This window comes from Microbacterium ginsengiterrae, from assembly GCF_014205075.1.
Lineage (GTDB): Bacteria > Actinomycetota > Actinomycetes > Actinomycetales > Microbacteriaceae > Microbacterium > Microbacterium ginsengiterrae.
Genome location: NZ_JACHMU010000001.1, coordinates 325,462 through 350,475, shown reverse-complemented (window position 1 = coordinate 350,475; position 25,014 = coordinate 325,462). Strand labels below are relative to the sequence as shown.

The 25,014-nt window shown below is 69.0% G+C and carries 23 protein-coding genes and 1 tRNA gene; 17 read left to right on the top strand and 7 right to left on the bottom strand.

From position 1 onward, the window contains the following. Nucleotides 1–7 precede the first annotated feature (7 nt). The 4 genes from HD600_RS01780 to HD600_RS01765 all read left to right on the top strand — a co-directional run bounded on the left by HD600_RS01780 (nucleotide 8) and on the right by HD600_RS01765 (nucleotide 4,593). Entirely contained in the window at nucleotides 8–1,798 is a 1,791-nt protein-coding gene (locus HD600_RS01780) for an ABC-F family ATP-binding cassette domain-containing protein (RefSeq protein ID WP_184281151.1), read from the top strand. Between the two features lie 105 nt (nucleotides 1,799–1,903). Continuing rightward, nucleotides 1,904–2,806 carry a MetQ/NlpA family ABC transporter substrate-binding protein gene (locus HD600_RS01775; RefSeq protein WP_144797396.1) on the top strand — a complete coding sequence of 301 codons (903 nt, stop codon included), beginning with the start codon at nucleotides 1,904–1,906 and terminating at the stop codon, nucleotides 2,804–2,806. An 81-nt stretch (nucleotides 2,807–2,887) separates the two neighbouring features. Next, complete coding sequence (locus HD600_RS01770) at nucleotides 2,888–3,934, top strand: methionine ABC transporter ATP-binding protein (protein WP_144797394.1); 1,047 nt, start codon at nucleotides 2,888–2,890, stop codon at nucleotides 3,932–3,934. Then, on the top strand, nucleotides 3,934–4,593 hold the full coding sequence (locus tag HD600_RS01765; protein WP_184281149.1) for a methionine ABC transporter permease: 660 nt from the start codon (nucleotides 3,934–3,936) through the stop codon (nucleotides 4,591–4,593). The genes HD600_RS01770 and HD600_RS01765 overlap by 1 nt, the downstream gene beginning before the upstream one ends. A gap of 11 nt (nucleotides 4,594–4,604) precedes the next feature. Here HD600_RS01765 and HD600_RS15125 read toward each other — a convergent pair whose 3' ends face one another. Genes HD600_RS15125 through HD600_RS01750 form a run of 3 tightly spaced genes read right to left on the bottom strand, consistent with a single transcriptional unit; the run spans nucleotide 4,605 to nucleotide 6,954 of the window. Further along, nucleotides 4,605–5,522 carry a L,D-transpeptidase family protein gene (locus HD600_RS15125; RefSeq protein ID WP_184281147.1) on the bottom strand — a complete coding sequence of 306 codons (918 nt, stop codon included), beginning with the start codon at nucleotides 5,520–5,522 and terminating at the stop codon, nucleotides 4,605–4,607. A 20-nt stretch (nucleotides 5,523–5,542) separates the two neighbouring features. Further along, on the bottom strand, nucleotides 5,543–6,454 hold the full coding sequence (locus HD600_RS01755; RefSeq protein WP_206706038.1) for a pseudouridine synthase: 912 nt from the start codon (nucleotides 6,452–6,454) through the stop codon (nucleotides 5,543–5,545). A 5-nt stretch (nucleotides 6,455–6,459) separates the two neighbouring features. Further along, nucleotides 6,460–6,954, bottom strand: a complete 495-nt coding sequence (locus HD600_RS01750; protein ID WP_184281143.1) for a MarR family winged helix-turn-helix transcriptional regulator — start codon at nucleotides 6,952–6,954, stop codon at nucleotides 6,460–6,462. 73 nt (nucleotides 6,955–7,027) lie between these two features. On the opposite strand from HD600_RS01750, the gene HD600_RS01745 reads away from it, so the two are divergent. From HD600_RS01745 to HD600_RS01715, 7 genes are all read left to right on the top strand, one after another. Beyond that, a tRNA-Gln gene (locus HD600_RS01745) sits at nucleotides 7,028–7,099 on the top strand. A gap of 1 nt (nucleotide 7,100) precedes the next feature. Continuing rightward, nucleotides 7,101–8,546: a bifunctional UDP-N-acetylglucosamine diphosphorylase/glucosamine-1-phosphate N-acetyltransferase GlmU gene (gene glmU / locus HD600_RS01740; RefSeq protein WP_184281141.1), complete on the top strand. Its 1,446-nt coding sequence runs from the start codon at nucleotides 7,101–7,103 to the stop codon at nucleotides 8,544–8,546. 8 nt (nucleotides 8,547–8,554) lie between these two features. Beyond that, nucleotides 8,555–9,589, top strand: coding sequence for a ribose-phosphate diphosphokinase (locus tag HD600_RS01735; RefSeq protein WP_144797382.1), 1,035 nt, complete (start codon nucleotides 8,555–8,557; stop codon nucleotides 9,587–9,589). Nucleotides 9,590–9,641: 52 nt separating this feature from the next. Continuing rightward, entirely contained in the window at nucleotides 9,642–10,079 is a 438-nt protein-coding gene (locus HD600_RS01730) for an FMN-binding protein (RefSeq protein ID WP_184281139.1), read from the top strand. Between the two features lie 59 nt (nucleotides 10,080–10,138). Further along, nucleotides 10,139–11,005, top strand: coding sequence for an FAD:protein FMN transferase (locus HD600_RS01725; protein WP_184281137.1), 867 nt, complete (start codon nucleotides 10,139–10,141; stop codon nucleotides 11,003–11,005). A 72-nt stretch (nucleotides 11,006–11,077) separates the two neighbouring features. Beyond that, a complete protein-coding gene (locus HD600_RS01720; RefSeq protein WP_184284612.1) occupies nucleotides 11,078–12,589 on the top strand; it encodes an FAD-dependent oxidoreductase in 1,512 nt (503 codons plus the stop codon). Nucleotides 12,590–12,831: 242 nt separating this feature from the next. Beyond that, nucleotides 12,832–13,656 carry a DUF559 domain-containing protein gene (locus tag HD600_RS01715; RefSeq protein ID WP_184281135.1) on the top strand — a complete coding sequence of 275 codons (825 nt, stop codon included), beginning with the start codon at nucleotides 12,832–12,834 and terminating at the stop codon, nucleotides 13,654–13,656. A gap of 294 nt (nucleotides 13,657–13,950) precedes the next feature. Here HD600_RS01715 and HD600_RS01710 read toward each other — a convergent pair whose 3' ends face one another. Beyond that, a complete protein-coding gene (locus HD600_RS01710; RefSeq protein WP_144797523.1) occupies nucleotides 13,951–15,468 on the bottom strand; it encodes a sensor histidine kinase in 1,518 nt (505 codons plus the stop codon). An 11-nt stretch (nucleotides 15,469–15,479) separates the two neighbouring features. Next, entirely contained in the window at nucleotides 15,480–16,208 is a 729-nt protein-coding gene (locus tag HD600_RS01705) for a response regulator transcription factor (protein ID WP_144797375.1), read from the bottom strand. 136 nt (nucleotides 16,209–16,344) lie between these two features. On the opposite strand from HD600_RS01705, the gene HD600_RS01700 reads away from it, so the two are divergent. Continuing rightward, a complete protein-coding gene (locus HD600_RS01700; protein WP_184281133.1) occupies nucleotides 16,345–17,574 on the top strand; it encodes an FAD-binding oxidoreductase in 1,230 nt (409 codons plus the stop codon). 52 nt (nucleotides 17,575–17,626) lie between these two features. Here the strand turns inward: HD600_RS01700 and gndA are convergent, their stop codons facing one another. Beyond that, nucleotides 17,627–19,030 carry an NADP-dependent phosphogluconate dehydrogenase gene (gene gndA, locus HD600_RS01695; RefSeq protein WP_206706052.1) on the bottom strand — a complete coding sequence of 468 codons (1,404 nt, stop codon included), beginning with the start codon at nucleotides 19,028–19,030 and terminating at the stop codon, nucleotides 17,627–17,629. An 83-nt stretch (nucleotides 19,031–19,113) separates the two neighbouring features. Continuing rightward, entirely contained in the window at nucleotides 19,114–20,022 is a 909-nt protein-coding gene (locus tag HD600_RS01690; protein WP_184281131.1) for an NAD(P)-dependent oxidoreductase, read from the bottom strand. Nucleotides 20,023–20,117: 95 nt separating this feature from the next. Here HD600_RS01690 and HD600_RS01685 point away from each other — a divergent pair, with 95 nt between their 5' ends. The 5 genes from HD600_RS01685 (at nucleotide 20,118) to HD600_RS01665 (ending at nucleotide 25,001) form a co-directional block, all read left to right on the top strand. Further along, nucleotides 20,118–21,176, top strand: a complete 1,059-nt coding sequence (locus HD600_RS01685; protein ID WP_184281129.1) for a D-2-hydroxyacid dehydrogenase — start codon at nucleotides 20,118–20,120, stop codon at nucleotides 21,174–21,176. A 21-nt stretch (nucleotides 21,177–21,197) separates the two neighbouring features. Continuing rightward, a complete protein-coding gene (locus HD600_RS01680) occupies nucleotides 21,198–21,986 on the top strand; it encodes an IclR family transcriptional regulator (protein ID WP_184281127.1) in 789 nt (262 codons plus the stop codon). Between the two features lie 77 nt (nucleotides 21,987–22,063). Beyond that, complete coding sequence (locus tag HD600_RS01675; protein WP_144797364.1) at nucleotides 22,064–23,485, top strand: MFS transporter; 1,422 nt, start codon at nucleotides 22,064–22,066, stop codon at nucleotides 23,483–23,485. Continuing rightward, complete coding sequence (locus tag HD600_RS01670) at nucleotides 23,482–24,267, top strand: SDR family oxidoreductase (protein ID WP_184281124.1); 786 nt, start codon at nucleotides 23,482–23,484, stop codon at nucleotides 24,265–24,267. The genes HD600_RS01675 and HD600_RS01670 overlap by 4 nt, the downstream gene beginning before the upstream one ends. Then, nucleotides 24,267–25,001 carry a fumarylacetoacetate hydrolase family protein gene (locus tag HD600_RS01665; protein WP_184281122.1) on the top strand — a complete coding sequence of 245 codons (735 nt, stop codon included), beginning with the start codon at nucleotides 24,267–24,269 and terminating at the stop codon, nucleotides 24,999–25,001. Before HD600_RS01670 ends, HD600_RS01665 begins: the two co-directional genes overlap by 1 nt. The last annotated feature ends 13 nt before the right edge of the window (nucleotides 25,002–25,014 follow it).

The following is a 25,014-nucleotide window of genomic DNA, read 5'->3' as shown; positions in this document are numbered from 1 at the left end:
TAACGACATGGCACATCTTCTCGGGGCCGAGAGCCTCCACCTGGAATACCCGACCAAAGTCGTCTTCGACTCCATCACCCTCGGCATCGAGGAAGGCGACCGGATCGGCATCGTCGGTCGCAACGGTGACGGCAAGAGCTCTCTGCTCGCGATGCTCGCAGGACGCAAGGAGCCCGATGCCGGGCGCGTGACCATGCGGGCGGGGACCACGGTCGGCGTCCTCGACCAGGCCGACACCCTCGACGACGCGCTGACCATCGCCCAGTCCGTCGTCGGAGACATGCCGGAATACGAGTGGGCCGGCGACGCGCGAGTGCGCGACGTGATCAGCGGGCTGCTGAGCGACCTCGACTGGAACGCGCCGGTCGCCGGTCTCAGCGGCGGACAGCGCCGGCGCGTCGCGCTGGCAGCCCTCCTCGTGAAGGAGTGGGACATCATCGCGCTCGATGAGCCGACCAACCACCTCGACGTCGAGGCGATCACCTGGCTCGCCGGTCATCTGAAGAAGCGCTGGGCGACCAACTCCGGCGCGTTCCTCGTCGTCACCCACGATCGCTGGTTCCTCGACGAGGTGTGCACGGAGACATGGGAGGTGCACGACCGCATCGTCGAGCCGTTCGAGGGCGGCTACGCCGCGTACATCCTGCAACGTGTGGAGCGCGACCGGATGGCGGCGGCGACCGAGGCGAAGCGGCAGAACCTCGCACGCAAGGAGCTCGCGTGGCTGCGCCGCGGCGCTCCTGCCCGCACGAGCAAGCCGAAGTTCCGCATCGACGCGGCGAACGAGCTCATCGAGGACGTCCCGGAGATCCGTGACAAGGTGTCCCTCCAGTCGCTCGCCGTGTCCCGACTGGGCAAGGACGTCGTCGATCTGCTGGATGCCGGCGTGCGCTACGGCGACCGCGACATCCTCACGGACGTCGAATGGCGCATCGCCCCCGGCGAGCGCACCGGGATCCTCGGCGTGAACGGCGCGGGCAAGTCCACCCTCCTCAGTCTCATCGCCGGGACGATCGAGCCCACAAGCGGCCGGGTCAAGCGCGGCAAGACGGTCCAGGTCCGCACCCTCACGCAGCGGATCGACGAGCTGACGCCGCACTGGAACGATCCGGTGCGCACGGTCATCAGCAGTCTGCGCACCGAGTACACCTTCGGCACCGGTTCGAAGGCGCAGGCACTCACCCCCGGCCAGCTTCTCGAGCGGCTCGGGTTCTCGTCCGCACAGCTGTCCACTCCGGTGAAGGACCTCTCCGGTGGGCAGCAGCGGCGTCTGCAGCTGCTGCTCGTGCTGCTCGATCAGCCCAACGTGCTCATCCTCGACGAGCCGACCAACGACATGGACACCGACATGCTCGCGGCGATCGAGGACCTGCTGGACTCGTGGCCGGGCACGCTGCTCGTCGTCAGCCACGACCGGTACTTCCTCGAGCGGGTGACCGACCAGCAGTACGCGGTGATGGACGGGCGTCTGCGCCATCTCCCCGGCGGCGTGGACGAGTACCTGCGCCTTCGGGCGGCGGAGCAGAACGCCCCGACCCGATCGACGGGAGCGGCGGAGGCGACGACGCCCCGCCTGAGCGGTGCTGACCTGCGGGCGGCGCAGAAGGAGGTCTCGGCGCTGGAGCGCCGGATCCAGAAACTCACCGCGCAGGTGGAAAAGGCCAAGCACGCGCTCGTCGACCACGATCAGTCCGACTACGAGGGCCTCGCCGAGAAGATGAAGCAGATCGGCGCGCTCGAGGCCGAGGTGGAGGAGAGCGAGCTGCGCTGGCTCGAACTCAGCGAGCAGCTCGACTGACATGTGACCGTTCTGTGACACCGTGACGCTCTGTGACGGTGCGATTCCGCGATGCCGAACGGACGAGCTTAGCGTGGAGACATCCCACCAAGGAAGGCACCATCCATGTCCCGTCGTATCGTCTCCGCCGTCGCCGCACTCGCGGCGTTCCCTCTCGTGATCGGCCTGGCCGGTTGCGCCACGGCCTCCGGAAACGCTGATGAAGGAGGCGACGCGAACGAGACCGTGACCATCGGTGTGGTCGGCAAGTCCGACGAGCAGTGGCCCGCCTTCGTCGACGCCGCCGCCGAAGAGGGCATCACGGTCGAGCTGGTCGACTTCGGCTCGTACGAGCAGCCGAACCCCGCCCTCACCGAGGGCGAGCTCGACCTCAACCAGTTCCAGCACATCGTCTACCTCGCCCAGTACAACGAGGCCTCCGGTGAAGACCTCACCCCGATCGGGTCGACGGCGATCTACCCGCTCGGCCTCTACTCGCAGAAGTACGACGACGTCGACGACATCCCCGAGGGCGAGACGGTCGCCGTGCCGGATGATGCATCCAACCAGGCGCGCGCGCTGCTCGTCCTGCAGTCGGCCGGCCTCATCGAGCTCACCAGCGGCGGAACGATCTTCTCCGACCTCGCCGACATCGACGAGTCCGCATCGAAGGTGAAGGTCGTCGCTCTCGAGGCGGCGATCCTCCCCACGTCGCTGCCCGACGTCGCGGCATCCATCCTCAACAACGACTTCGTCGAGGCCGCAGGGCTCACCTTCGCCGACGCCATCGCGCAGGACGACCCGAGCGACCCGAACGCGCTGCCCTACGTGAACATCTTCGCTGCCCGCGCCGATGACGCCGACAACGAGACCTACCTCAAGCTCGTCGAGATCTTCCAGACGAACGAGGACGTACAGGCGGGCCTGCTCGCCTCGTCGGGTGACACCGCTGTGGCGCTGCAGACGCCGGTCGCCGACCTCGTCTCCTCGCTCAAGAAGGTCCAGGAGGACGTCGCCGCGAACGGCTGACATCCTCTCGCGCAAGAATCGGGCGGCCCGTCTCGGGTCGCCCGATTCCCCGTTCCGCCCTCATCACCGGAAAGACCCATCATGTCGATCGTGACCCTCGAGAACGTCTCCAAGGCGTACTCGCCGCCCCGCCGTGACGCCCAGCCGATCGTCGCCGTCGACGATGTGACACTGCGCGTCGACAAGGGCGACGTGTTCGGCATCATCGGCTACTCGGGAGCCGGCAAGTCGACGCTCGTGCGGCTCATCAACGCACTCGAGCCCGCCACCGGCGGCACGATCACCGTCGACGGCACGGACATCACCGCACTCGGCGAGCGGGATCTGCGACGCGTGCGCGGCGGTATCGGGATGATCTTCCAGCAGTTCAACCTGTTCGCATCGAAGTCCGTCAAGGCGAACATCGCCTACCCGCTCAAGCTCGCCGGCTGGTCGAAGCCGGACATCGAGGCGCGGGTGGCGGAGCTGCTCGCCTTCGTCGGACTGGCGGACAAGGCGCGCGCCTACCCCGAGCAACTCTCCGGTGGCCAGAAGCAGCGGGTGGGCATCGCCAGAGCGCTCGCCACGCGTCCGGCCATCCTCCTCGCGGACGAGGCCACCAGCGCCCTCGACCCGCAGACGACGCACGAGGTGCTCGATCTGCTCAAGCGGGTGAACGAGGAGCAGGGAGTGACGATCATCATCATCACGCACGAGATGGACGTCATCCAGACCATCGCCACGAAGGTCGCCGTCATGGACTCAGGGCGGGTCATCGAACAGGGCGACGTCTTCGAGGTGTTCTCCGATCCGCAGCATCCCGCCTCGCAGCGCTTCGTCGGAACCGTCATCAAGGGGATCCCGTCCCCGGCCGAACGCGCGGTGCTGCAGGAACGGCACCACGGGCGCATCGTGACCTTCTCGTTCCGCGACGGCGACTCCTCGCAGGCGCAGGTCTTCCTCGACCTCGCCACGGCGGGACTGGAGTTCGAGCTGATCTACGGCGGCATCAACGACATCCGCGGCCGTGCCTTCGGTCACCTCACCCTCGCGATCCGCGGCGCGGATGCCGCGATCGACGCCGCCCTGACGAAGATCAGGGCGCACGCGACAGTCACCGACATCTCGGCCGAGGAAGGGACCCGCTGATGGATCGTCTCATCGACCTGCAGGGCGACTTCTGGGACGCCGCGCTCGAGACGCTGTACATGACGGCGTACGCGCTGGCGCTCGGCGGCATCCTCGGCCTCGTCATCGGCGTCGCCACGTACGCGACCCGCGGAGGGGGAGTGCTGCCCAGCAAGCCCGTGTACGTCCTGGTCAACCTGCTGATCAACTTCTTCCGCCCGATCCCGTTCGTCATCTTCCTCGCGGTGCTGCAGCCGTTCACCCGAGCGGTCATCGGCACCGGCATCGGCATCACCGCCGGCGCCTTCGCGATCGGGATCGCCGCCTCCTTCGCCATCGGACGCATCGTCGAGCAGCACCTCGTCTCCGTGCCGCCCGGTGTCATTGAAGCGGCGCGCGCGATGGGCGCAGGGCCCTGGCGGATCCTGCTCACCGTCGTGATCCCTGAAGCCCTCGGCCCCCTCATCCTCGGCTACACCTTCATCGTCGTCGCGATCATCGACATGACGGCCATGGCCGGTCTCATCGGCGGCGGCGGACTGGGTGCCTTCGCGCAGATCTACGGCTTCCGGCAGTTCGAACCGGTGGTCATGTGGGCCGCGATCGTGCTGATCGTCGTGTTCGTCCACATCGTCCAGGTACTCGGCACGTGGATCGCGCGTCGCGTCATGCGGCGCTGAGACCCCCCGCCTCAGGGGCGGATGACGACGCCTGTGCCCTGTGGCAGCTCGGCGAGCTTCGTGATCGCGGCCTCGTCGAGGCGGATGCATCCGTTCGAGATCGTCCCGGATCGTTCGTCGTGGTAGTGGAAGGCGGTGATGGCGACGTCCTGTCCGCCGAAGCCGTCCAGCGCCGGCGACTGCACGGAGAGGTACACCACGGGGAGTCCGCGCGTGTAGTCGAACGACGTGACCTCCGAGAGGTGGATGAACGACCGCCCTGTCGGCGTCGGGGTCTGTTCGGTGCCGGAGCCGAAGTCGGTCGCGATCCGCTCGGGGACGCCGCTGCGGACGATGTCGATGGTCCGGGCCGACAGGCTCACCTCGACGATCGTGTCGGTCGTGGCGAGGTCGACGTCGGATGTGCGCAGCCACCCGGAGAGCTGGGCAGGGTTCCCCGCGGATGCGACGCCCTGGCGCCCGGTGAGCAGGACCCGCACCCAGTGGTCCTGCATCTCCACCACCGGGACCGTCGTGCCCCCGAAGCGGTAGTCCCGAGGGAGCGACGCGACAGGGTCGGCGAGCGGATCCGCCCAGACGGGGATGACGTCGGAGGCGGCACGTGCGGTGTGGCCGGTGAACGCCTCGTCGGGGTCTTCGTCGACGGGAAGGGCCGGCAGGACCGCGAAGACGTCCGCCTGCGGCAGGGCCGCGGCGTCGTGGTCCCGGGTGTCGGCGGGGAACCCGGTCGGAGTGGGGGTGGGTGTCGGGGTCGGGGTCGGACGCTCGATGGCGGACACCGGAGCCGTCCGCCCCGCCGTGGATGCGGCATCCGCCCGCGGCCAGAGGGCGAAGAGGACGATGAGAGCGACGACGAGGACGGGGATGGCCGCGATGAGGATCCACGCGCGCACACCCGGCCTGCGCGCCTGGCCGGCCTCATCGGTCACGGCGTCTCCTCTCGGTCGACTCACCGGGGAGCGTACTGCAGGGAGCGTCGGGTGACGAACTCCCTCGGCTTCCCGGAGATCGGATCCACGAAGCGCAGCTCTCGCGCGAGCAGCTGCAGGGGTCGGTCGTGGTCGTCCGGCCGCTCATCGGTGAGCACCGGGTAGAGGTTGTCGTGCAGGATGCCGGCGCCGATCGAGGCGAGATGCACCCGCAGCTGATGCATCTTCCCGGTGTGCGGGTGCAGCAGCGTGTGGATGACGTGATCGTCCTCTGACAGCAGCTCGATCAGAGTCTCGGAATTGGGCTCGCGGTCGTGGTCGACGTCGACGCAGACCTGAGCGCGGAGCTTCTCGATGTGCAGCCGCACCGTCAGAGGGAACGGATCGGTCCATCCGGCCGGCTTCGCGGAGACGGCCTCGTACACCTTCTCGATCGTCCGCTGCTGGAAGAGCATCTGGTACGCACCCCTGGTCTGCGGGCGCGCCGAGAACATCAGCAGGCCCGCGGTCGCGCGGTCCAAGCGGTGCACCGGGGCGAGATCAGGGTTGTCGAGAAGGCGGCGCAGTCGCACGAGCGCGGAGTTCTGCACGTACTTGCCTGCCGGGGTGGTCGGCAGGAAGTGCGGCTTGTCCACGACGACGAGGTCGTCGTCCTGATGCAGCACCTCCACCTGGAACGGGATCTCCAGCTCGACCGGCGGCTCCCGGTAGTACCAGATGAACTCCTCGGCGCCCAGCGGGGTGTGACGGCTGAGCGCTGAGCCGTCGAAGGCGACGATCTCGCCCCGGTCGAAACGGGATCGCAGCTGCTCCGCGTCGAGATGGAAGAACCGCTCGACCATGTAGTCGCTCACCGTGGGCCATGGGCCGGTACGCGGCAGATGGAGGCGGGTGGCTCCGACGCCGTCGCGGACGGGGAGCGGGGAACGCATCGCCATCAGCTGTCGAAACTCAGACTGAGCTTGCGCAGCAGGGCCGCCAGCCGCTCCCGATCCGCGCGGGAGAGGGCCCTGAGCAGCTCCGCCTCGATGTCGACGAGTCGGGTGATGGCGGCGTCGACGCGGACGCGTCCGTCGTCGGTGAGCGTGACGAGCACGCTGCGTCGGTCGCCCGGGTCCGCCTCTCGGCGGACGAAACCCCGGCTGACGAGCCGGTCGATGCGGTTGGTCATCGTGCCGCTGGAGACGAGCGTCTGTTGAAGCAGCTGCTTCGGGCTCAGCTGGAACGGTGCGCCGGCCCGCCGGAGCGCGGACAGCACGTCCCACTCCCACGACTCGATGTCGCTGCGGCGGAACACGTCGCGCCGCGCACGGTCGAGGTGACGGGAGAGGCGGTCCATCCGGGAGAGGACCTCGAGAGGCGAGAAGTCCAGATCCGGTCGCTGGGTGTTCCACGCCCCGACGATCCGGTCGACCTCATCCGCTTGGCTCATCTTTCCATTATCCGTCGGTGCGGTATCTCTTCCGCACCGTGGCAGACTTGTGGGGCAGCCCTCGCGGCTGCGGTCCGCCGTGGTGTAATGGCAGCACGACAGCCTTTGGAGCTGTGAGGTCTAGGTTCGAGTCCTGGCGGCGGAGCATGACGGAGAACAGACTGGCGATCATCGTCCTCGCGGCCGGTCAGGGCACGCGGATGCGATCCACCCTGCCCAAGGTCCTGCACCCGATCGCCGGACGACCGCTCGTCGGACACGTGCTCACGTCGGCATCCCGGCTCGGGGCCGAGCACATCGAGGTCGTCGTCCGGCACGAGCGCGACAGGGTCGCCGGTGCGATCACCCAGCAGTTCCCCGATGCGGTGATCGTCGATCAGGACGACATCCCCGGCACCGGTCGCGCCGTCGAGGTCGCGCTCGATGCCATCCCCGACTTCGACGGCGACGTGCTGATCCTCTCCGGAGACACCCCGCTGGCGGACGCCGCGACGCTCTCCGCGTTCCTCGAGGAGCACCGCGCGGCCCAGGCCGCAGCGACCCTCATGACCGCGGTCGTCGACGACCCCACCGGCTACGGGCGCGTGATCCGCGACGGCGGCGGGGACGTCGACCGCATCGTCGAGCAGAAGGACGCCACGGCGGAAGAGGCGGCCGTCTCCGAGATCAACGCCGGGATGTACGTGTTCCGGGCGGCCGCACTGCGCGAGTACCTGCCGGCTGTCGGAGTCGACAATGCGCAGGGCGAGAAGTACCTCACCGACGTCCCCGCCCTCCTTCGCCGGGCCGGTCAGCGCGTCGCCGCCTCTGTGGTGTCGGACGTGTCGGTGACCTTCGGCGTCAACGACCGCGTGCAGCTGGCACAGGTCGGTCGTCTCCTCAACGCGCGGATCGTGCGGCGCTGGCAGCTTGAGGGAGTCACCGTCGTCGACCCGGCAACGACGTGGATCGACGACGATGCGAAGCTCGCGCCCGATGTCACGCTTCTGCCGAACACCACCATCGCCGGTGCCACCGTCATCGACACCGGTGCGACGATCGGCCCCGACACCTCGTTGGTCGACTGCGAGGTCGGCGCCGGGGCGGTCGTCCGCCGTACGGATGCGACGCTGGCCGTGATCGGGGCAGGCGCGAACGTCGGACCGTTCGCGTACCTCCGCCCCGGCACCACGCTGGGTGCGAACGGGAAGATCGGCACATTCGTCGAGACGAAGAACTCGCAGATCGGCGAGGGCAGCAAGGTCCCGCACCTGTCGTACATCGGCGACACCACGATCGGGGAGCGGGTGAACCTCGGTGCGGGCGCCATCACGGCGAACTACGACGACCTGGTCAAGCACCGCACCGAGATCGGCGATGAGGTCCACACGGGCTCGCATAACGTGTTCGTCGCTCCGGTTAGAATTGGAGACGGTGCGAAGACCGGCGCCGGAGCGGTGGTCCGAAAGGATGTCCCGGCCGGTGCCCTGGCTCTGAGCGTCGCCCCTCAGCGGAACGTCGAGGGGTGGGTCGAGAAGAATCGGGCCGGTACCGGAGCTGCGGAAGCGGCTGCCAGGGCCGGCGAAGCCGCCTCGCGCGGAACTGCAGAGTAAGGCAGGTCATGGGCCACAAGAAGAAGACCGTTGCACTCGATCGGGACAACGGTGTGGCCCCCGGCCTCATCGCCAAGACGAAGAAGCGCCTTGTCGTCGCCGGTGGCCGCTCGCACCCCGAGCTGACCACTGCCGTGGCCGAGGTGCTCGGCATGCAGGCGGCTCCGGTGGAGCACCGCACCTTCGCCTCCGGCGAGATCTACTCGCGCTTCGAGGTGTCCATCCGCGGGTGCGACCTCTTCCTGATCCAGACGTTCGGTGAGCCGGTCAACGAGTGGCTCATGGAGACGCTGATCATGATCGATGCCGCCAAGCGGGCCTCCGCCAAGCGCATCACCGTGGTCGCTCCGTACTACCCCTACTCGCGCCAGGACAAGAAGGGTCGCGGTCGCGAGCCGATCAGCGCCCGACTCGTCGCCGACCTCCTCAAGACCGCCGGCGCCGACCGCGTGATGAGCGTCGACCTGCACGCCGCGCAGATCCAGGGGTTCTTCGACGGACCCGTCGACCACCTGTTCGCCAAGCCGGTGCTGCTCGAGCACTTCCGTGCGAACCTCACCGAAGAGGACCGTGAGACCCTCACGATCGTCTCGCCCGACATGGGACGCGTCCGCGTCGCGGACACCTGGTCGGACAGTCTCGGTGCCCCGCTCGCGATCATCCACAAGCGTCGCGACCCCAAGGTCGCCAACCAGGTCTCGGTGCACGAGATCGTCGGCACCGTCGCGGGGCGCACCTGCCTCCTCGTCGACGACATGATCGACACCGGCGGCACGATCGTCAAGGCTGCGCAGGCGCTGAAGGCGAACGGCGCACGCCGCGTCATCGTCGCGGCCACCCACGCCATCTTCAGCGACCCGGCCAGCGTGCGCCTGCAGGACGAGGCGATCGACGAGGTGGTCGTGACCGACACCATCCCGCTCACGGAGTCGCGCCGGTGGGACACGCTCACCGTCCTGCCGATCGCTCCGTTGCTCGCCCGCGCCATCCACGAGGTCTTCGAGGACGGTTCTGTCACGAGCATGTTCGGCGGCGACGCCTGAGCGGTCTCGCCGACACAGCGCTCTCATAGCGCCCGGTCATACGCTCGATCACATGATGAGCCAGCCGCTGTCGCCGTCCGCGCGCCGGACCGTCGGTTTCGCCGGTGTGGCCGGTGTCCTGCTCCTGGCAGGATGCTCCGGCGCAGCCGATGCGGAGAGCGCGCAGGGGTCCGGTTCAGCGCCCGCCTCCGGCGACTACGCGGACGGCACCTACACCGCTGAGGGCGCGTATCAGACGCCCGAGACGATCGAGCAGATCTCCGTCACCCTGACGCTGGAGGACGGCATCGTGACCGATGTCGACGTCGTCGGGGACCCGCAGGCGAGAGAGACCGAGCAGTACCAGGGCCAGTTCATCGCCGGGATCGCCGAGGAGGTCGTCGGAGTCCCCCTCGACGACCTCGACGTCGACCGCGTCGCCGGCTCATCGCTCACCAGCGGCGGGTTCAACGCCGCCGTCGAAGAGATCAGGGAACAGGCATCCTCCTGAGATGACCGCTGTTGCCGCGTGACGACCTGTTCCTGACATGACGACCTGCTGTTCCTGACATGACGACCTGGCGATTCGATGCGATCGGCACGCGCTGGGAGGTCGAGACCGAGTCGGCGCTGGACGCCGAGCGGCGCTCCGAGGTCGAGAGGATCGTCGCGGATTTCGATGCGACATGGTCGCGGTTCCGGCCCGATTCGACCGTGACCCGGCTCTCGTCCGCGGGTGGCGAGGCTCTAGCGACAGCGGATGCCGCGCCCATGCTCGAGGCGTTCCGCGAACTGAGCGCCGCCACGGCGGGGGCGGTCAACCCGCTGATCGGCGACAGCCTCGCCGCGCTCGGGTACGACGCCGAGTACTCGCTCCACGCGGGAGCACCCGTACCGGCGCCGCAGGAGTGGACGCGCACACTCACCTGGAACCGGGAGCGGCTGCGCCTGGCATCCGCCGCCATGATCGATGTCGGCGCTCTCGGCAAGGGGCGTCTTGTCGATCTCGTGACCGATGCGCTCGCAGGAATCGACGGCGCGTTGGTCGTCGATGCGGGCGGAGACATGACAGTGCGCGGTGAGGCGCGGATCGCGCTGGAGCATCCGTTCGACCCGACGAGAGCCATCGGCGTCGCGACCGTCCGCGATCAGGCCCTGTGCGCGTCCGCGATCAATCGGCGGGCGTGGGGAGACGGGCTTCATCACGTGCTCGACGCGCGCACGGGGGCTCCGGTGACGACGTGGGCGGCGACGTGGGCGTTCGCGGCTGATGCCATGCACGCGGATGCCGTCGCCACCGCCCTGTTCTTCGACGGCGGTCCGGAGCTCGCGCATCGATGGGGCGTGGAGTGGGTGCGGATGAGCACGTCCGGCAGGGCGGAACGCACGCCGGGTGCTCCGGTCGAGCTGTTCACGACCCCGAGGGGTCGAGGATGAGGAAGAGTTGAACCCGTGACATCTCTGACCTCTCTGCGCCAACGTGTCCTCGCCGTCCTCGGTGCCGTGTCGATGTACCGGCTCGCACTGGCGAGCCTCGCGATCCTCGCCGTGTTCGCCCTCGTGCTGTCGTTCTTCGGGCTGGTCGGTCCCGCTCCACTGGAGCTCGTGGTCTCGTTCGTCGTCCTCGCTGTGGCGATCTCGGCCGTGGATGCTGCCGCGCAGCGCCTCCTGCATCTGCCGTGGCGCATCGAATCCTCCCTCGTCACCGCCCTGATCCTCCTGTTCGTCATGCGACCCGGCGTCGACGGGCCGGCGCTGTTCGGACTCGTGCTCGCCGGGGTGCTGGCGAGCGTGTCGAAGTACCTGATCGCGTGGCGGGGTCGGCACATCTTCAACCCGGCGGCGTTCGGAGCCGCGGTCGTCTCGGTCGCCGGAGCCTTCGGGGCTTTCGCGTGGCTCGGGTCGTCGGCATCCTGGTGGGTGGGGACGCCGGCCATGGCCGTTCCCGTCGCGGTGCTGGGGCTCGCCGTCCTCTGGCGCACTGAGAAGGTGCGCGTCGTGCTCGTGTTCCTGCTCGTCGCGGTCGGCACCGCCGTGGTGCGCCAGGCCGTTCAGGCGCAGCAGGCGGGGCTCGAGGTGGATCTTCCCGTCGCGCTGTCGTTCGCGGTGCTGCAGACGCCGTTCCTGTTCCTCGGATTCTTCATGGTCTCCGAGCCCCTCACGAGCCCGCCGCGGCGTTGGCAGCAGTTCTGGGTCGCCGGTCTCGTCGGTGTGCTCGCCGGCTGGCCGATCTCCGTCGCTGGGCTGTTCACGCTCGGACAGGAGCGGGCGCTGCTGATCGGCAACCTGCTCGCGCTGTCGTTCGCCCTGCGGGGTTCGGTCAGGCTCACGCTCGAGAAGCGGGAGTTCATCACCCCCACCGCGCAGGAGTTGACGTTCCGTGCGAAGGGCACGCTGAAGTTCCTGCCGGGCCAGTACCTCGAGCTGGACGTGCCGCACCACCGGCCCGACGCGCGGGGCACGCGGCGGGAGTTCAGCATCGTGTCGGCCCCCGCTGACCTGCCGACGCTGCGGATCGCGTACAAGAACGGCGACCAGAAGCATCCCTCCTCGTACAAGCGCGCGCTCGCGGCCGCCGAGCCTGGCACCGTGCTCGCCGTGACGGGGACATGGGGCGACTTCCTCCTCCCGAAGGGCGATGCGCCGGTGCTCATGGTCGCCGCCGGTATCGGCGTCACCCCGTTCGTGTCGCAGCTGCGCGAGCTGCAGGCGACCGGCGTGCGACGTGACATCGTGCTCGTGTACGTCGCCGCCGACGCATCTGAGCTCGCCTTCCGCTCAGAGCTCGAGTCGACCGGAGTGCCGACGGTCGTCTTCTGCCGGGACGAACCGGCAGCGCTGCCGTCCCACTGGACGTGGGCGCGCGGGGTCCGGCTCGATGCTGCCGGTCTGGAGGGCGCCGTCCCCGACATCGCCGCACGGCACACGTTCATCTCCGGCCCGCCGCGGCTCATCGCCGACCTCGCCCCCGCGTTGCACAAGGCCCGGTCCGTCACGACCGACGCCTTCGCCGGATACTGACCGCCGCGGCATCCGTCCGTCCGGGCGCTGTCGCCGCGGCATCCGTCGTCTGTCACCCACGCGCACGGATGCAGGGCCGCCGCACGATTGCAGGCCGGTTTCGGGTGAATCGCCCTGCATCCGTGCCTGCGCCCTGCATACGTGCGCGTGACTCCTTCTGCACAGTCGCGGCGTGACTACGATCGTCCACGAGCCGTGCGCGCGGGGCCGTCGCCGCTCACGGACGCGGGCAGCATCGAGGCATGCTTCGTCCGGGTCACATCATCGAGCTCGACGGGGGAGTGAGTCGCGGAACGCGGCTCCACGAGTTCGGCTTCTCTCGACGGATGCTGGCGGATGCCGTGAACGCGGGGGAGATCCACCGCGTCCGTCCCGGTGTGTTCGTCACTTCGACCACTTCGCCCGACGTCGCGGAGGCGGCAGCGCACGGAGGCGCGGTGACCTGCGCGAGAGCGCTGCGGACGTGGGGAGTCTGGACGCTGAAAGAGGATGAGGCTGTGCACGTCTGGCTCGGTGGGACCGGGCGGGTGCACCATCCGACGACCTGCTCGTGCGTCGGTCACTTCTTCGCCGGGCCGAGGTCCCTCGGTGTCGCGCCGCTCGACGTCGTCCTCGTGCACGTGTACTTCTGTCACGGCGAGGAGGCGTTCTTCGCCGCACTCGAGTCCGCGCTGCGGCAGCGGAGGCTCGGAAGGCCGGCAATCACGCGGATACGCCGCGGACTACCCGAGCGCGCGCGGTGGCTGATGGATCTCGCCCGGTCGGACGCGGACAGCGGACTGGAGTCGCTGCTGCGGCTGCGCCTCCATCTCCTCGGCATCCGCCTCGACTGCCAGATCGTGATCCCCACCGTCGGCCGGGTCGACTTCGTGGTCGGCGGACGGCTGATCCTCGAAGCGGACGGCAAGGAGAATCACGACGGCGAACAGAGCCGGCACCGCGACCTGATGCGGGATGCCGCGGCATCCGCCCTCGGTTACGAGACGCTCCGCTTCGATTACGCCCTCATCGTGCACGGGTGGGCGGTCGTCGAGGCTGCGATCCTCGCGGCGCTCGCCCGCCTCTGAGGGACCCGCTGTCCCGCAGTGCTCGTCGCGCACCGTCCGCCTGCCCGTCCCGGAGTCGCCTGCCCGGAATCCGCCGGTTCGCCCGGGAGTCGCGGCCGTGCCGGAGGCGCGACGGCGGCGCACGGACCGCCCCGCCCGTCCGCTTCGGAGGCATCACGGAGCGCACGGATGCAGGGCCGGCGCACGGATGCAGGGCGACACGCCGCGGACAGGACCTGCATCCGTGCCTGCTCCCTGCATCCGTGCGGTGGCGGGCGGCCAGCCGGAGCGTGCGTGACAGGCGGGACGGCTGCGTCAGGCGGAGGGGGATCCCGCCACGGCGGATTCGGATGCCGTCGTGATGGGGAATCGGACAGTGAAGGTCGTGTCTCCCGGCTCGGATTCGACCGAGATCGTGCCACGGTGGCCCTCGACGATCGCTTTCACGATGGCGAGGCCGAGGCCCGTGCCACCGGTCTGCCTCGCACGCGAGCTGTCGCCCCTGGCGAACCGGGCGAACAGTTCGTCTCGGACGTCGGGATCGATGCCCGGTCCGTCGTCGTGCACGCGGATGACGGCCTCGGTGCCCTCCTTCGCGACGCCGAGCGTGATCTCGGTTCCCGGCGGGGTGTGCGTGCGGGCGTTGGCGAGCAGATTGGCGATGACCTGGTGCAGCCTCCCCGCATCGCCGAGCATGGTCACCGGCTCGTCGGGGACGTCGATGTGCCAGACGTGGTCCGGGCCGGTCGGGCGGGCATCGGAGACCCCCTCCAGCGCCAGCTGCGTCAGGTCGACGGTGCTGTGCACGAGCTCCTGACCCTCGTCGAGGCGGGCGAGCAGCAACAGGTCCTCGACGAGCCGCGTCATCCGGAGGGACTGCGCCTGGATGCGTTCGAGTGCGGTCTCGGTGCCGCCGGCATCCACTCCCTGACGGAGCGCGCGCAGCGACAGTTCCGAGTATCCGCGGATGGATGCCAACGGAGTGCGCAGCTCGTGACTGGCGTCGGCGACGAACTTCCGCATGAGCTCTTCGTTGCGCTGACGGGCGGCGAGGGAGTCGTTGACGTGGTCGAGCAGCTTGTTCAGCGACGCACCGACGATGCCGGTCTCGGTGCGCGGATCGGCCTCGGATGCCGGGACGCGCTCGGTGATCTCGACCTCGCCGCGATCCAGCGGCTGGTTGGCCACCCTCGTCGCCGTCCCTGCGACGGCGCGCAGCGGTCGCAGGCTGTACCGGATGGTGACCATGGTCGTCAGCGCCAACAGGATCAGACCACCGAGCGTGGCGAGGGTGATGACCGTCAGCAGTTGCGCCAGTGTGCTCTGGATCGCGTCCCGCGGAAGCCCCGTGACGACGTTGATGTTGTCGGAGAACTCCGTCACCGAGGTCTGCGTGACGACGAGCTGATACGAGGTCGATCCGCGGCCGTCGAGAGTGATCGTCCCCGTCGATCGGCCGGCGAGGGCGTCGTCGATGTCGGCGAGCTCCCGCGCGGTCAGATCCCTCAGTTCACCGGTTCCGCTCACCACGACGCCGCTGGCGCCGCTGCCCGGTGCGGCGATCGCGAGCAGCAGTCCGCTCGCGGGCGGAGCGACGTTCTCCATCGCGATCTGCGCCGTCAGGGGGGCGTTGCGCACGGCGGCGGGGATGGATGCCTTGGTGACGAGGCTTGTCGTGCGCAGCGACAGCGACCGCACCTGCTCGGCGAGTTGACCTTCCAGCGCGGTGCCCAGCGTCGCGCTGGTGATGACGGCGACGATGATGAGGATGAGCGACACGAACCCGATCACGGCGGTCATCAACCGCGCCTGGAGGGTGAGCGGCCGGTGCATCCTCTTCCTGATCACTGAGGAGCCTTGATCATGTATCCGACGCCGCGGACGGTGTGCAGCAGGGGAGTGCGACCGGCGTCGATCTTCTTGCGGAGATATGAGATGTACAGCTCCACGACCGAGGACTTCCCGCCGAAGTCGTAGCTCCAGACCCGGTCGAGGATCTGCGCCTTCGACAGCACGCGGCGCTCGTTTCGCATGAGGTAGCGCAACAGTTCGAACTCCGTCGCCGTCAGCTCGATCTCGACACCGTCGCGCTCGACCTCGTGGCTGTCCTCGTTGAGCGTCAGGTCGCCCACGCGCAGGATCGACTGGCTGTCGTCGGTCGCCGCGACGCCCGTGCGGCGGATGATCGCCCGAAGGCGCGCGATGACCTCTTCGAGGCTGAAGGGCTTGGTGACGTAGTCATCTCCGCCCGCCGTGAGCCCGGCGACGCGGTCGCCGACGGCATCCTTCGCCGTGAGGAAGAGCACGGGGACGAGGTTGCCGGACTCGCGCAGTCGTCGCAGCACGCTGACGCCGTCGAGGTCGGGCATCATGATGTCGAGGATCAGGGCGTCGGGTTCGAAGTCGCGCGCGACCTGCAGGGCCTCGAGGCCGGATGATGCGGTGCGGACCTCCCAGCCCTCCATGCGCAGCGCCATCGCGAGCAGATCGGTGAGCATCTGCTCATCGTCCACGGCGAGGATGCGCAGCGGGGATCCGTCGGGGCGACGCAGTTCGGGCATATCAGAGGTCATGAGCCCATTCTGTGGAATCAGCTATGTGATTTCTATGGAGAACGCTATGGGTGATCTGTGAGTTCGCGTCGGCGAGCGCGAGTGCGTGGGAACATGCGGCCCCGGATGTCCGATACCGGGAGTACCCTCTCTCTCCATGAGCGATGAGGCTTTCACAACCCGTCCCACCACCGTCGCCGAGGTCGCCGACCTCGTTCGACGTGCACATCAGCAAGAACTTCCCCTCACCGTCGTCTCCGGGGGTCACGGCCCCTGGTCGCATGCGCCGTCGGACGGCATCCGCATCGAGCTCGCGGCCCTCGCAGCCATCGAGATCGACGGCACGGTCGTCCATGTCGGGGGTGGCGCCGTCTGGGGAGACGTCGCGGCGGCCCTCGCCGAGCACGGACTGGCGATCAGCTCCGGCGACACCGCCTCGGTCGGTGTCGGCGGACTCACCCTCGGCGGAGGCATCGGCTGGATGGTCCGCGCTTGGGGCCTGGCGGTCGACCAGCTCGTCGGCGCGCAGGTCGTCACCGCCGGTGGGGAGATCGTCGAAGCGTCCGCCACCGAGAATGCCGACCTGTTCTGGGCGCTCCGTGGTGGCGGAGGCAACTTCGGCGTCGTGACCCGGTTCGACTTCCGCGCACACCCTCTGCCGGCGATCACCTACGGCGAGCATGTGATCTCGGAGGATGCCGCTCGCGCGTTGCGCGTCATGCGCGATGTGATGCGCGATGCGCCGAGAGAAGTGACCGTGACGTACATGGACGTGCCGCCCATGGACCCGAGCGCGCCGGCCGGGGCGAGGACCAGCGCCGTCTGGGCGAGCGGCGCCGAGGGGCGACTGCACGAGGTCATGGCCCCCGTCGCCGCTCTTCCCGGGGTCTCGGCCGAATACACGACGCCGAGGTACCGCGACATCCTGCTGGAGATGCCCGAGGCTCCGGAGGGCGCGGAACCGCCCGGATTCATCGGCGGCAATGGCCTCTTCGCGCACCTCGACGACGATCTCATCGACGCCCTGGTGAGGTTCAAGGGCGCCCACCCCGCGTCGGTGATCTTCCTTCGTTCGCTCGGTGGTGCGTTCAGCGAGGTCGAGCAGGGCGCCACTGCATTTCCCGCCCGCGCGGCGACCTGGTTCGTCATGGTGGGCGGCTTCGACATCCCGGGCCTGGTGGACGATCAGGCGCGGGAGGCGATGCGGTCAGAGTGGGCGCAGATGGAAACGAGGCGGCTCGCCGAGTACGGCAACTTCGCCGTGGAGGAGCGGCCGGACGCCGTGCGGGGGATGTTCACGCCGGAGGCCTATGAACGGCTCCGCATGATCAAACGGGCGTGGGACCCGGACAACCTGTTCCGCCGCAACCACAACGTCGTCATGTGACGGGAAGGGGCCGGGAACCCGATGGTTCCCGGCCCCTCCGTGCGCGTGTCGATCAGTGGGTGTCGACGGCTTCGATCTCGGTGCGGTCACCGGACCACAGCGTGTGGAAGGTGCCTTCCTTGTCGATGCGCTTGTAGGTGTGCGCGCCGAAGAAGTCGCGCTGACCCTGGACGAGGGCCGCGGGCAGGCGGTCGGCGCGGATGCCGTCGTAGTACGACAGCGAGGACGAGAACGCCGGTGCGGGGATCCCCGCGTTCGCGGCGGCGGTGACGACGCGGCGCCAGGCCTCCTGGCTGCGGGTGAACGCCTCGGCGAAGTACGGCGCGCTCATGAGGACGGGGAGGTCCGGCGTCTCTGCATACGCGTCGGCGATGCGGTTGAGGAACTGGGCACGGATGATGCAGCCGCCGCGCCAGATCTTCGAGATCGCGCCGAGGTCGATGTTCCAGTCGTACTCGGCCGCGCCCGCACGGATCTCGTCGAAGCCCTGGGAGTAGGCGACGATCTTCGAGGCGTACAGGGCGAGGCGGACGTCTTCGATGAAGGCGTCGGGGTCGTCGACGACTCCCGTCGCGTCCGGACCGGGGAGGTGCGCGGCGACGGCACGCTGCTCGGGGTGGGAGGACAGCGACCGGGCGAAGGTCGCCTCGGCGATGCCGGAGACGGGGACGCCGAGGGAGAGCGCGGTCTGCACGGTCCACGCGCCGGTGCCCTTGGCGCCTGCCTGATCGAGGATGATGTCGACGAGGGGCTTGCCGGTCTCGGCGTCGACCTGGCGGAGGACCTCTGCGGTGATCTCGATCAGGTAGGACTCGAGCTCGCCGCGGTTCCACTCGGCGAAGATCTCGGCGATCTCGGCCGGAGTCTTCCCGGTCGCGCGGCGGATGAGGTCGTATGCCTCGGCGATCAGCTGCATGTCGGCGTACTCGATGCCGTTGTGCACCATCTTCACGAAGTGGCCGGCGCCGTCGTGACCGACGTGCGTCACGCAGGGCTCGCCCTCGGCGACGGCGGCGATGGACTTCAGGATCGGGCCGAGCGTGACCCACGACTCGTCCGAGCCGCCGGGCATGATGGACGGACCTCGCAGGGCGCCCTCTTCACCGCCGGAGATCCCGGCGCCGACGAAGTTGATGCCCGTCTCACGGACGGCCTTCTCGCGGCGGATCGTGTCGGGGAAGTAGGCGTTGCCGCCGTCGACGATGATGTCGCCCGGCTCGAAGACCTCGATGAGGGAGTCGATCACGGCATCCGTCGGGCGTCCGGCCTTGACCATGATGATCGCGGTGCGGGGCTTGGACAGCGACGCGGCGAACTCCTCGTAGGTGGATGCCGGGACGAACTCCGCCTCGGGGTGCTCGTCAAGAAGCGTCCGGGTCTTCTCGTAGCTGCGGTTGAAGATCGCCACCGTGTTGCCCTCGCGGCTGGCGAGGTTGCGGGCGAGATTGGAACCCATGACGGCGAGTCCGACGACTCCGATGTTCGCTGATGCTTCGGGCACAGACTGCTCCTCGGTCGTGAAAAAGGGGGAACTTCAGGTTATCGCTGCCCGGGGCCCTCGGGCGCGTTCGCGTCGCGCGAGGCGACGAAGCGCCGGGAGACGGCGATGTCGCGCTGGCCGAGGCCTGCGTCGACGATCTCGTCGAACGCGTTGCGCAGGGCCGGCAGCAGCACGGGGAACGTCGAGGTCGCTTCGGCGATGTCCGCGGCGAAGCGCAGGTCCTTGACCATGTACTCGGCCACTCCGCTGGGGGAGTCATCACCGGAGACGAGCTTGTCCTTCCGGCTGTCGAGCAGGCGGGAACCCGCGTAGCCGCCGGAGAGGAGGGTCCACATCGCGTCGACGTCGAGGCCGGAGCGCTCGGCGAGCACGGTGGCCTCGCCGAGCGCGAGGATCGTGGATGCGACGACGAGCTGGTTGCACGCCTTCGCGACCTGCCCGGCGCCCAACGGCCCGAGCAGGACGGGCGTCCCGCACGGGCGGAGGGCATCGGCTGCGCGCGTCGCATCCTCTTCGTCGCCGCCGAGCATGATGGACAGCGAGCCGTTCGTGGCCCCGTCGACCCCGCCGGAAACAGGGCAGTCCACGACTCTGACCCGACCACGAGACCGTTCCCCCAGTCGTGCGGAGAGGTCGCGCACGGCGGGGGCGGAGGATGTCGACCCGATGAGGATGAGCAGGTCGCCGGCATCCGCGAGCAGACCGTCCTCACCCTCGAGGAGAGCCTCGAGCTGAGGCAGGTCAGGGAGCATCGTGAGGAGGACATCGACGCGCGATGCGAGTTCGCGGGGTGAGTCGACCCACGTCGCGCCAGCGGCGACGAGCTCCGGCTGCGGTCGTCGCGCGTGGATCATGAGCCGCCCGTGGGCGGCGAGGAGTCGCTCCGCCATGGGGCGGCCCATCGCCCCGAGTCCGATGACGCCGATGTCCGCAGATGAGATGCGCATGGCGCCACTGTACCAATCGTTCAACCGGATGAATAGGGTTCAGCAGGATGAATCTCCGCTAGAGTGCTGGGGACCGTACCTGAGGAAGGACCATCATGACGAACGACCCGAGCAGCCTCCGCGCAGTCGTGTCGGTGCCTCTGTCCGAACCGCTGTGCCGTCTCATCGAGGAGCTCGAACCGCGGCTCGAGGTCGTTCGCGATCACTCCCTCGTGCGGCCGATGCGGGGACCTGCCGACTGGTCGGGCGACCCGGACCATCAGCGTACCCCTGAGCAGCAGGCGGCGTTCGATGCGATGGTCGATTCGGCCGATGTGCTCTTCGGCATCCCGGACGTGGATCCCGCCGCTCTCGCCCGCACCGTCGAGGCCAACCCGGACCTGCGCTGGGTCATGACGACCGCCGCCGGTGGCGGCAGTCAGGTCAAGGCCGCCGAGCTCAGCAGGGACGCCCTCGATCGCATCACGTTCACCACGAGCGCCGGAGTCCACGGTGGGACCCTCGCGGAGTTCGCGGTCTTCGGCGTCCTCGCCGGGGCCAAGGGGCTCGGGCGCCTGATCCAGGACCAGCGATCGCGCACCTGGCCGGAGCGGTGGGAGATGCGTCAGGTCGACGAGATGACGGTCCTCGTGGTCGGGCTCGGCGGCATCGGTGCCGAATGCGCGCGGCGTTTCTCGGCGCTCGGCGCGCAGGTCTGGGGGACCTCGCGATCCGGGACGCCGGTCGAGGGCGTCGACCGACTGATCGCCCTCGAGGATCTCGTCGACGTCGTTCAGCACGTCGACGCGATCGTCGTGACGCTCCCCGGTACGGAGCAGACCCATCACCTCATCGGCGCTGAGGTACTTGCGGCGGTGAAGCCGGGGGCGGTGCTCGCCAGTGTCGGTCGCGGCACCGTGATCGATGAGTCACACCTTCTTCCCGCCCTCGACGACGGCAGGATCGCGTTCGCCGCGCTCGACGTCTTCGAGCGCGAGCCGTTGGATCCGACATCGCCCCTGTGGACGCACCCGAATGTGCTCGTCAGCCCGCACACCGCGGCTCTGAGTTCGAAGGAGGAGGAGCGCATCGCCCGACGGTTCGCAGAGAATGCGGCGCGCCTGCTCGATGGGCGGCCGCTGCGCGCCGTGGTCGATACGGTCGAGTTCTACTGATCGACAGCGGAAGGCACGGCCATGGATGACGACAATCGAGATGGCCGCGACCCTGCACCTGCCGTCACACGGAGCATCCGCCTGCTGGGGCTTCTCGCCGAGGCCGAAGGGCCCCGCACGCTGACCGAGCTCGCCGGAGATCTCGGGCTCGCGAAGTCTTCGACGACGAACCTCTGTCTCGCTCTCGAGGCGGGCGGGATGATCCAGCGCACAGCGCAGGGGTACCGCCTCGGCCTGCGCACAGCGGAGCTCGGCGGGGCTTTCGCCGCACAGTTCAACCAGATCCGTGAGTTCTACAACGTGTGCGAGGCCTCGCCCGTGCTGCGTACGGAACTCGTCCAGGTCGCGCTGCTGGACGGGGCCGATGCGCTGTACCTGGCCCGGCACGAGGGTTCGCACTCCGTGCGCCTCGGCACGCCCCTCGGGTCCCGGCTCCCCGCAGCGCTCTCGGCGACAGGGCGCGCGCTGCTGGCCGAGCTGAGCGACGAGGACGTCACGGCGCTCCTCGGCGCCGACGCCACCTTCCCCGCTCTGACGGAGCGCAGCATCACGTCCCTGTCCGACCTTCTCGAGGTCCTCGCCGCGGCAAGGCGACGCGGGTGGGCGCTGGATGCCGAGGAGTCGTTCCGCGGCGTCGTCGGCGTCGCCGTCGCGTTGGACGGCTGGGCGCCATCGGATCCGCCGCTCGCGCTGGGGGTCGCGATCCGCGTCGGAGAGGCGGAGGAAGCCCGCATCGAACGGGTCGGATCTGCGCTGCGCGAGGCCGCAGGAGCGCTGACCAACCCGTTCAGTGGCAGGGCGCGCGCCTGATCGGTTCACAGTGTTGAACGGGGTTCAGCGGGCTGGTACAGTCGAGTCACGCCGATGGCAGAAGCCGATCGAAGGAGATGGCCGTGACCGAACCCCGTACACCCGCGCCCGTTGCGACGGACGACCCTGAATACGCAGCGAACCTTCGCCGTGCGACCCTGGCATCCAGCATCGGCAGCGCGCTGGAGTACTTCGACTTCGCCCTCTACGGCCTCTCGACGGCGCTGATCTTCAACGTCCTGTTCTTCTCGCAGGACAACCCGGCCATGGCGACGGTCGCGGCGTTCGCGACGTTCGGCGTCGGGTTCGTCGCCCGCCCGTTCGGCGGACTGTTCTTCGGCGTCCTGGGCGACCGGCTCGGCCGCAAGTGGGTGCTCGTGGCCACCATTCTCCTGATGGGCGGCGCCTCCACCGCGATCGGTCTGCTGCCCACGTACGAGGCCATCGGCCTCTGGGCGCCCATCCTGCTCGTGCTCATGCGCCTCCTGCAGGGCTTCGGTGCCGGTGCGGAGCAGGCGGGAGCGACGGTGCTCATGGCCGAGTACGCACCCGTCAAGCGACGCGGCTTCTTCTCCGCGCTGCCGTTCATCGGCATCCAGGCCGGAACGCTGCTGGCGGCGATCGTGTTCGGCCTCATCACGCTCCTTCCCGAGGATCAGCTGCTCAGCTGGGGATGGCGCGTGCCGTTCCTGTCCTCGTTCGTCCTCATCCTCCTCGCGCTGTTCATCCGGATGCGCCTGCGCGAGACGCCGACGTTCGTCGAGCTCGAGAAGCACGAGCAGATCGCCGAACGCCCCATCCGTGACATCTTCACGCGCGGCCTCCCAGGAGTCATCGTCGGCATCGGTCTCCGCATGGCCGAGAACGGCGGCTCGTACATGTTCCAGACCCTCGGGCTCGCGTTCTTCGTCGCCGTCGCCGGCGACCAGGCGGACCGCAGCCTGCTCACCTGGGGCGTGACGCTCGGATCGCTGATCGGAATCTTCTCGGTGCCGCTGACCGGGCACCTCTCCGACCGCTACGGTCGGCGCACGGTCTACCGCTTCGGTGCCGTCTTCATGCTCCTGTACTCGTTCCCCGCCTGGTGGCTGCTCTCGCTCGGCAACCACGCGGTCGCGATCGCGGTCATCGCGGTCGGCATCGGCGTCGCCGTCAACTCCATGCTCGGCCCGCAGTGCGCCATGCTTCCCGAACTGTTCGGCAACCGCCACCGCTACCTCGGCGTCGCGATGGCCCGTGAGATCTCGGCGGTGCTCGCCGGCGGCCTTGCCGGTGTGCTCGGTGCGTACATCATCGCCGTCAGCGACGGGAACTGGATCCTCCTCGGGGTCTACATGGGGACCCTCGCGCTCATCACCACGGCATCCACGTTCCTCGTCCCGGAGACGCTCCGACGCGACCTCACCCGCACGGACGACGCCATCAAGGTATCGCGCAACGAGGGCGGGGCCGACGTGGAGGCGACAACCGTGACCATCACCGCGGTGGCGGACCGATGAGCGCGGCGCCCTCCGGCCTCGCGGCATTCGATCTCACCGGGCGCACCGCGCTGGTGACCGGTTCGAGTCGGGGCATCGGGCGGACGCTCGCCGAGGGACTCACACGCGCAGGTGCACGGGTGGCCGTCCACGGCCGGGACGCGCGTGCCGCCGTGGATGCCGCCGAGCAGATCGCCCGCAGCACGGGTGCCGACTGCACCGGCGTCGCCTTCGACGTGACCGATCCGGATGCCGTCGACGACGGCATCCGCTCGATCGAGGAGCAGCTCGGGACGCCGGACATCCTCGTCAACAACGCCGGGATCCAGCGCCGAGCACCGATCGCCGAGTTCTCGGACGAGGACTGGAACGCTCTCGTGCAGACGAACCTCTCCAGTGTCTTCCACCTGTCCCGTCGGGTCGCCGCGGGCATGATCGCACGCGGCAGCGGCAAGATCATCCAGATCGGGAGCGTCCAGTCGCAGCTCGCTCGCCCTTCGATCGCGGCATACGCAGCGACGAAGGGCGCGGTTGCGATGTTCACCAAGGGGCTGTGCGCCGACCTCGCACCGCACGGGATCCAGGCCAACGCGATCGCGCCGGGATACTTCGCGACCGAGCTCACTCGCCCCCTCGTCGAGGACGAGGAGTTCTCCGCGTGGGTGCGGGGCAGAACTCCCGCAGGGCGATGGGGGGACACAGTCGACCTCGTGGGAGCGCTGGTGTTCCTCTCGAGCGCGGCCAGCGATTTCGTCAACGGGCAGACGCTGTACGTCGACGGCGGCATGACGGCGGTCGTCTGATGCGGCTCGGTCGGGTCGCGACGGATGACGGCGCGCGGTGGGTGCGCGAGGACGACGGACGGCTCGTGCCGGTCGAGGACCCGTTCCTCGCCTTCGCGCAGGCGCGGACGCCCGATGACGAGCAGGGCGGCGCCGTGGCTGGAGAGGTGCTGGCACCCGTCGCCCCTCTCGTCGTCGTCGGTATCGCGCAGAACGGCCCCGCACATGAGTCGCCGGTGCAGGCGTGGCTGAAGAGCGCGCGCACCGTGGTCGCAAGCGGGCAGTCCGTTCGACTGCGGCGTGACGCGGGCACCGCGGTGGCCGAGGGTGAGATCGCCGTCGTGATCGGCAAGCCCACCCACGGACTCGTCGCGGAGAACGCGCACGAGTACGTCCTCGGCGTCACCGCCGTCAATGACCTGTCGAGCCCCGACCTCGCCCAGCGGGATCCCCGCAACTTCGAGTCGAAGTCCGGTGACGGATACACACCGCTCGGGCCGTGGATCGACACCGAATCGGGTATCGACGACATCCGTCTGCGTGTGCTGGTCGACGACCGGCTGGTGGCGGACACCGGCAGCAGCGAGCTTCCGATGCCGATCCGCGACTGCCTCGCATACGTCTCGGCATGGTCGCCGCTCGGGCCGGGCGATGTCGTGATGACCGGAGCGCCGCTGTCGCAGACGCCCGTCGAGGCCGGCGCGACCGTGCGAATCCTGGTCGGCGACATCGAGTTGGTCACGCCGCTGGCATGACCGGAAGGAGGGA

Bases quoted from the DNA above. Each gene is read 5' to 3' on its own strand.
- HD600_RS01780 (WP_184281151.1), top strand. From the start codon at position 8: ATGGCACATCTTCTCGGGGCCGAGAGCCTCCACCTGGAATACCCGACC.
- HD600_RS01775 (WP_144797396.1), top strand. From the start codon at position 1,904: ATGTCCCGTCGTATCGTCTCCGCCGTCGCCGCACTCGCGGCGTTCCCT.
- HD600_RS01770 (WP_144797394.1), top strand. From the start codon at position 2,888: ATGTCGATCGTGACCCTCGAGAACGTCTCCAAGGCGTACTCGCCGCCC.
- HD600_RS01765 (WP_184281149.1), top strand. From the start codon at position 3,934: ATGGATCGTCTCATCGACCTGCAGGGCGACTTCTGGGACGCCGCGCTC.
- HD600_RS01755 (WP_206706038.1), bottom strand. From the start codon at position 6,454: ATGCGTTCCCCGCTCCCCGTCCGCGACGGCGTCGGAGCCACCCGCCTC.
- HD600_RS01750 (WP_184281143.1), bottom strand. From the start codon at position 6,954: ATGAGCCAAGCGGATGAGGTCGACCGGATCGTCGGGGCGTGGAACACC.
- glmU (WP_184281141.1), top strand. From the start codon at position 7,101: ATGACGGAGAACAGACTGGCGATCATCGTCCTCGCGGCCGGTCAGGGC.
- HD600_RS01735 (WP_144797382.1), top strand. From the start codon at position 8,555: ATGGGCCACAAGAAGAAGACCGTTGCACTCGATCGGGACAACGGTGTG.
- HD600_RS01730 (WP_184281139.1), top strand. From the start codon at position 9,642: ATGATGAGCCAGCCGCTGTCGCCGTCCGCGCGCCGGACCGTCGGTTTC.
- HD600_RS01725 (WP_184281137.1), top strand. From the start codon at position 10,139: ATGACGACCTGGCGATTCGATGCGATCGGCACGCGCTGGGAGGTCGAG.
- HD600_RS01720 (WP_184284612.1), top strand. From the start codon at position 11,078: ATGTACCGGCTCGCACTGGCGAGCCTCGCGATCCTCGCCGTGTTCGCC.
- HD600_RS01715 (WP_184281135.1), top strand. From the start codon at position 12,832: ATGCTTCGTCCGGGTCACATCATCGAGCTCGACGGGGGAGTGAGTCGC.
- HD600_RS01710 (WP_144797523.1), bottom strand. From the start codon at position 15,468: ATGCACCGGCCGCTCACCCTCCAGGCGCGGTTGATGACCGCCGTGATC.
- HD600_RS01705 (WP_144797375.1), bottom strand. From the start codon at position 16,208: ATGACCTCTGATATGCCCGAACTGCGTCGCCCCGACGGATCCCCGCTG.
- HD600_RS01700 (WP_184281133.1), top strand. From the start codon at position 16,345: ATGAGCGATGAGGCTTTCACAACCCGTCCCACCACCGTCGCCGAGGTC.
- gndA (WP_206706052.1), bottom strand. From the start codon at position 19,030: ATGGGTTCCAATCTCGCCCGCAACCTCGCCAGCCGCGAGGGCAACACG.
- HD600_RS01690 (WP_184281131.1), bottom strand. From the start codon at position 20,022: ATGCGCATCTCATCTGCGGACATCGGCGTCATCGGACTCGGGGCGATG.
- HD600_RS01685 (WP_184281129.1), top strand. From the start codon at position 20,118: ATGACGAACGACCCGAGCAGCCTCCGCGCAGTCGTGTCGGTGCCTCTG.
- HD600_RS01680 (WP_184281127.1), top strand. From the start codon at position 21,198: ATGGATGACGACAATCGAGATGGCCGCGACCCTGCACCTGCCGTCACA.
- HD600_RS01675 (WP_144797364.1), top strand. From the start codon at position 22,064: ATGGCCGTGACCGAACCCCGTACACCCGCGCCCGTTGCGACGGACGAC.
- HD600_RS01670 (WP_184281124.1), top strand. From the start codon at position 23,482: ATGAGCGCGGCGCCCTCCGGCCTCGCGGCATTCGATCTCACCGGGCGC.
- HD600_RS01665 (WP_184281122.1), top strand. From the start codon at position 24,267: ATGCGGCTCGGTCGGGTCGCGACGGATGACGGCGCGCGGTGGGTGCGC.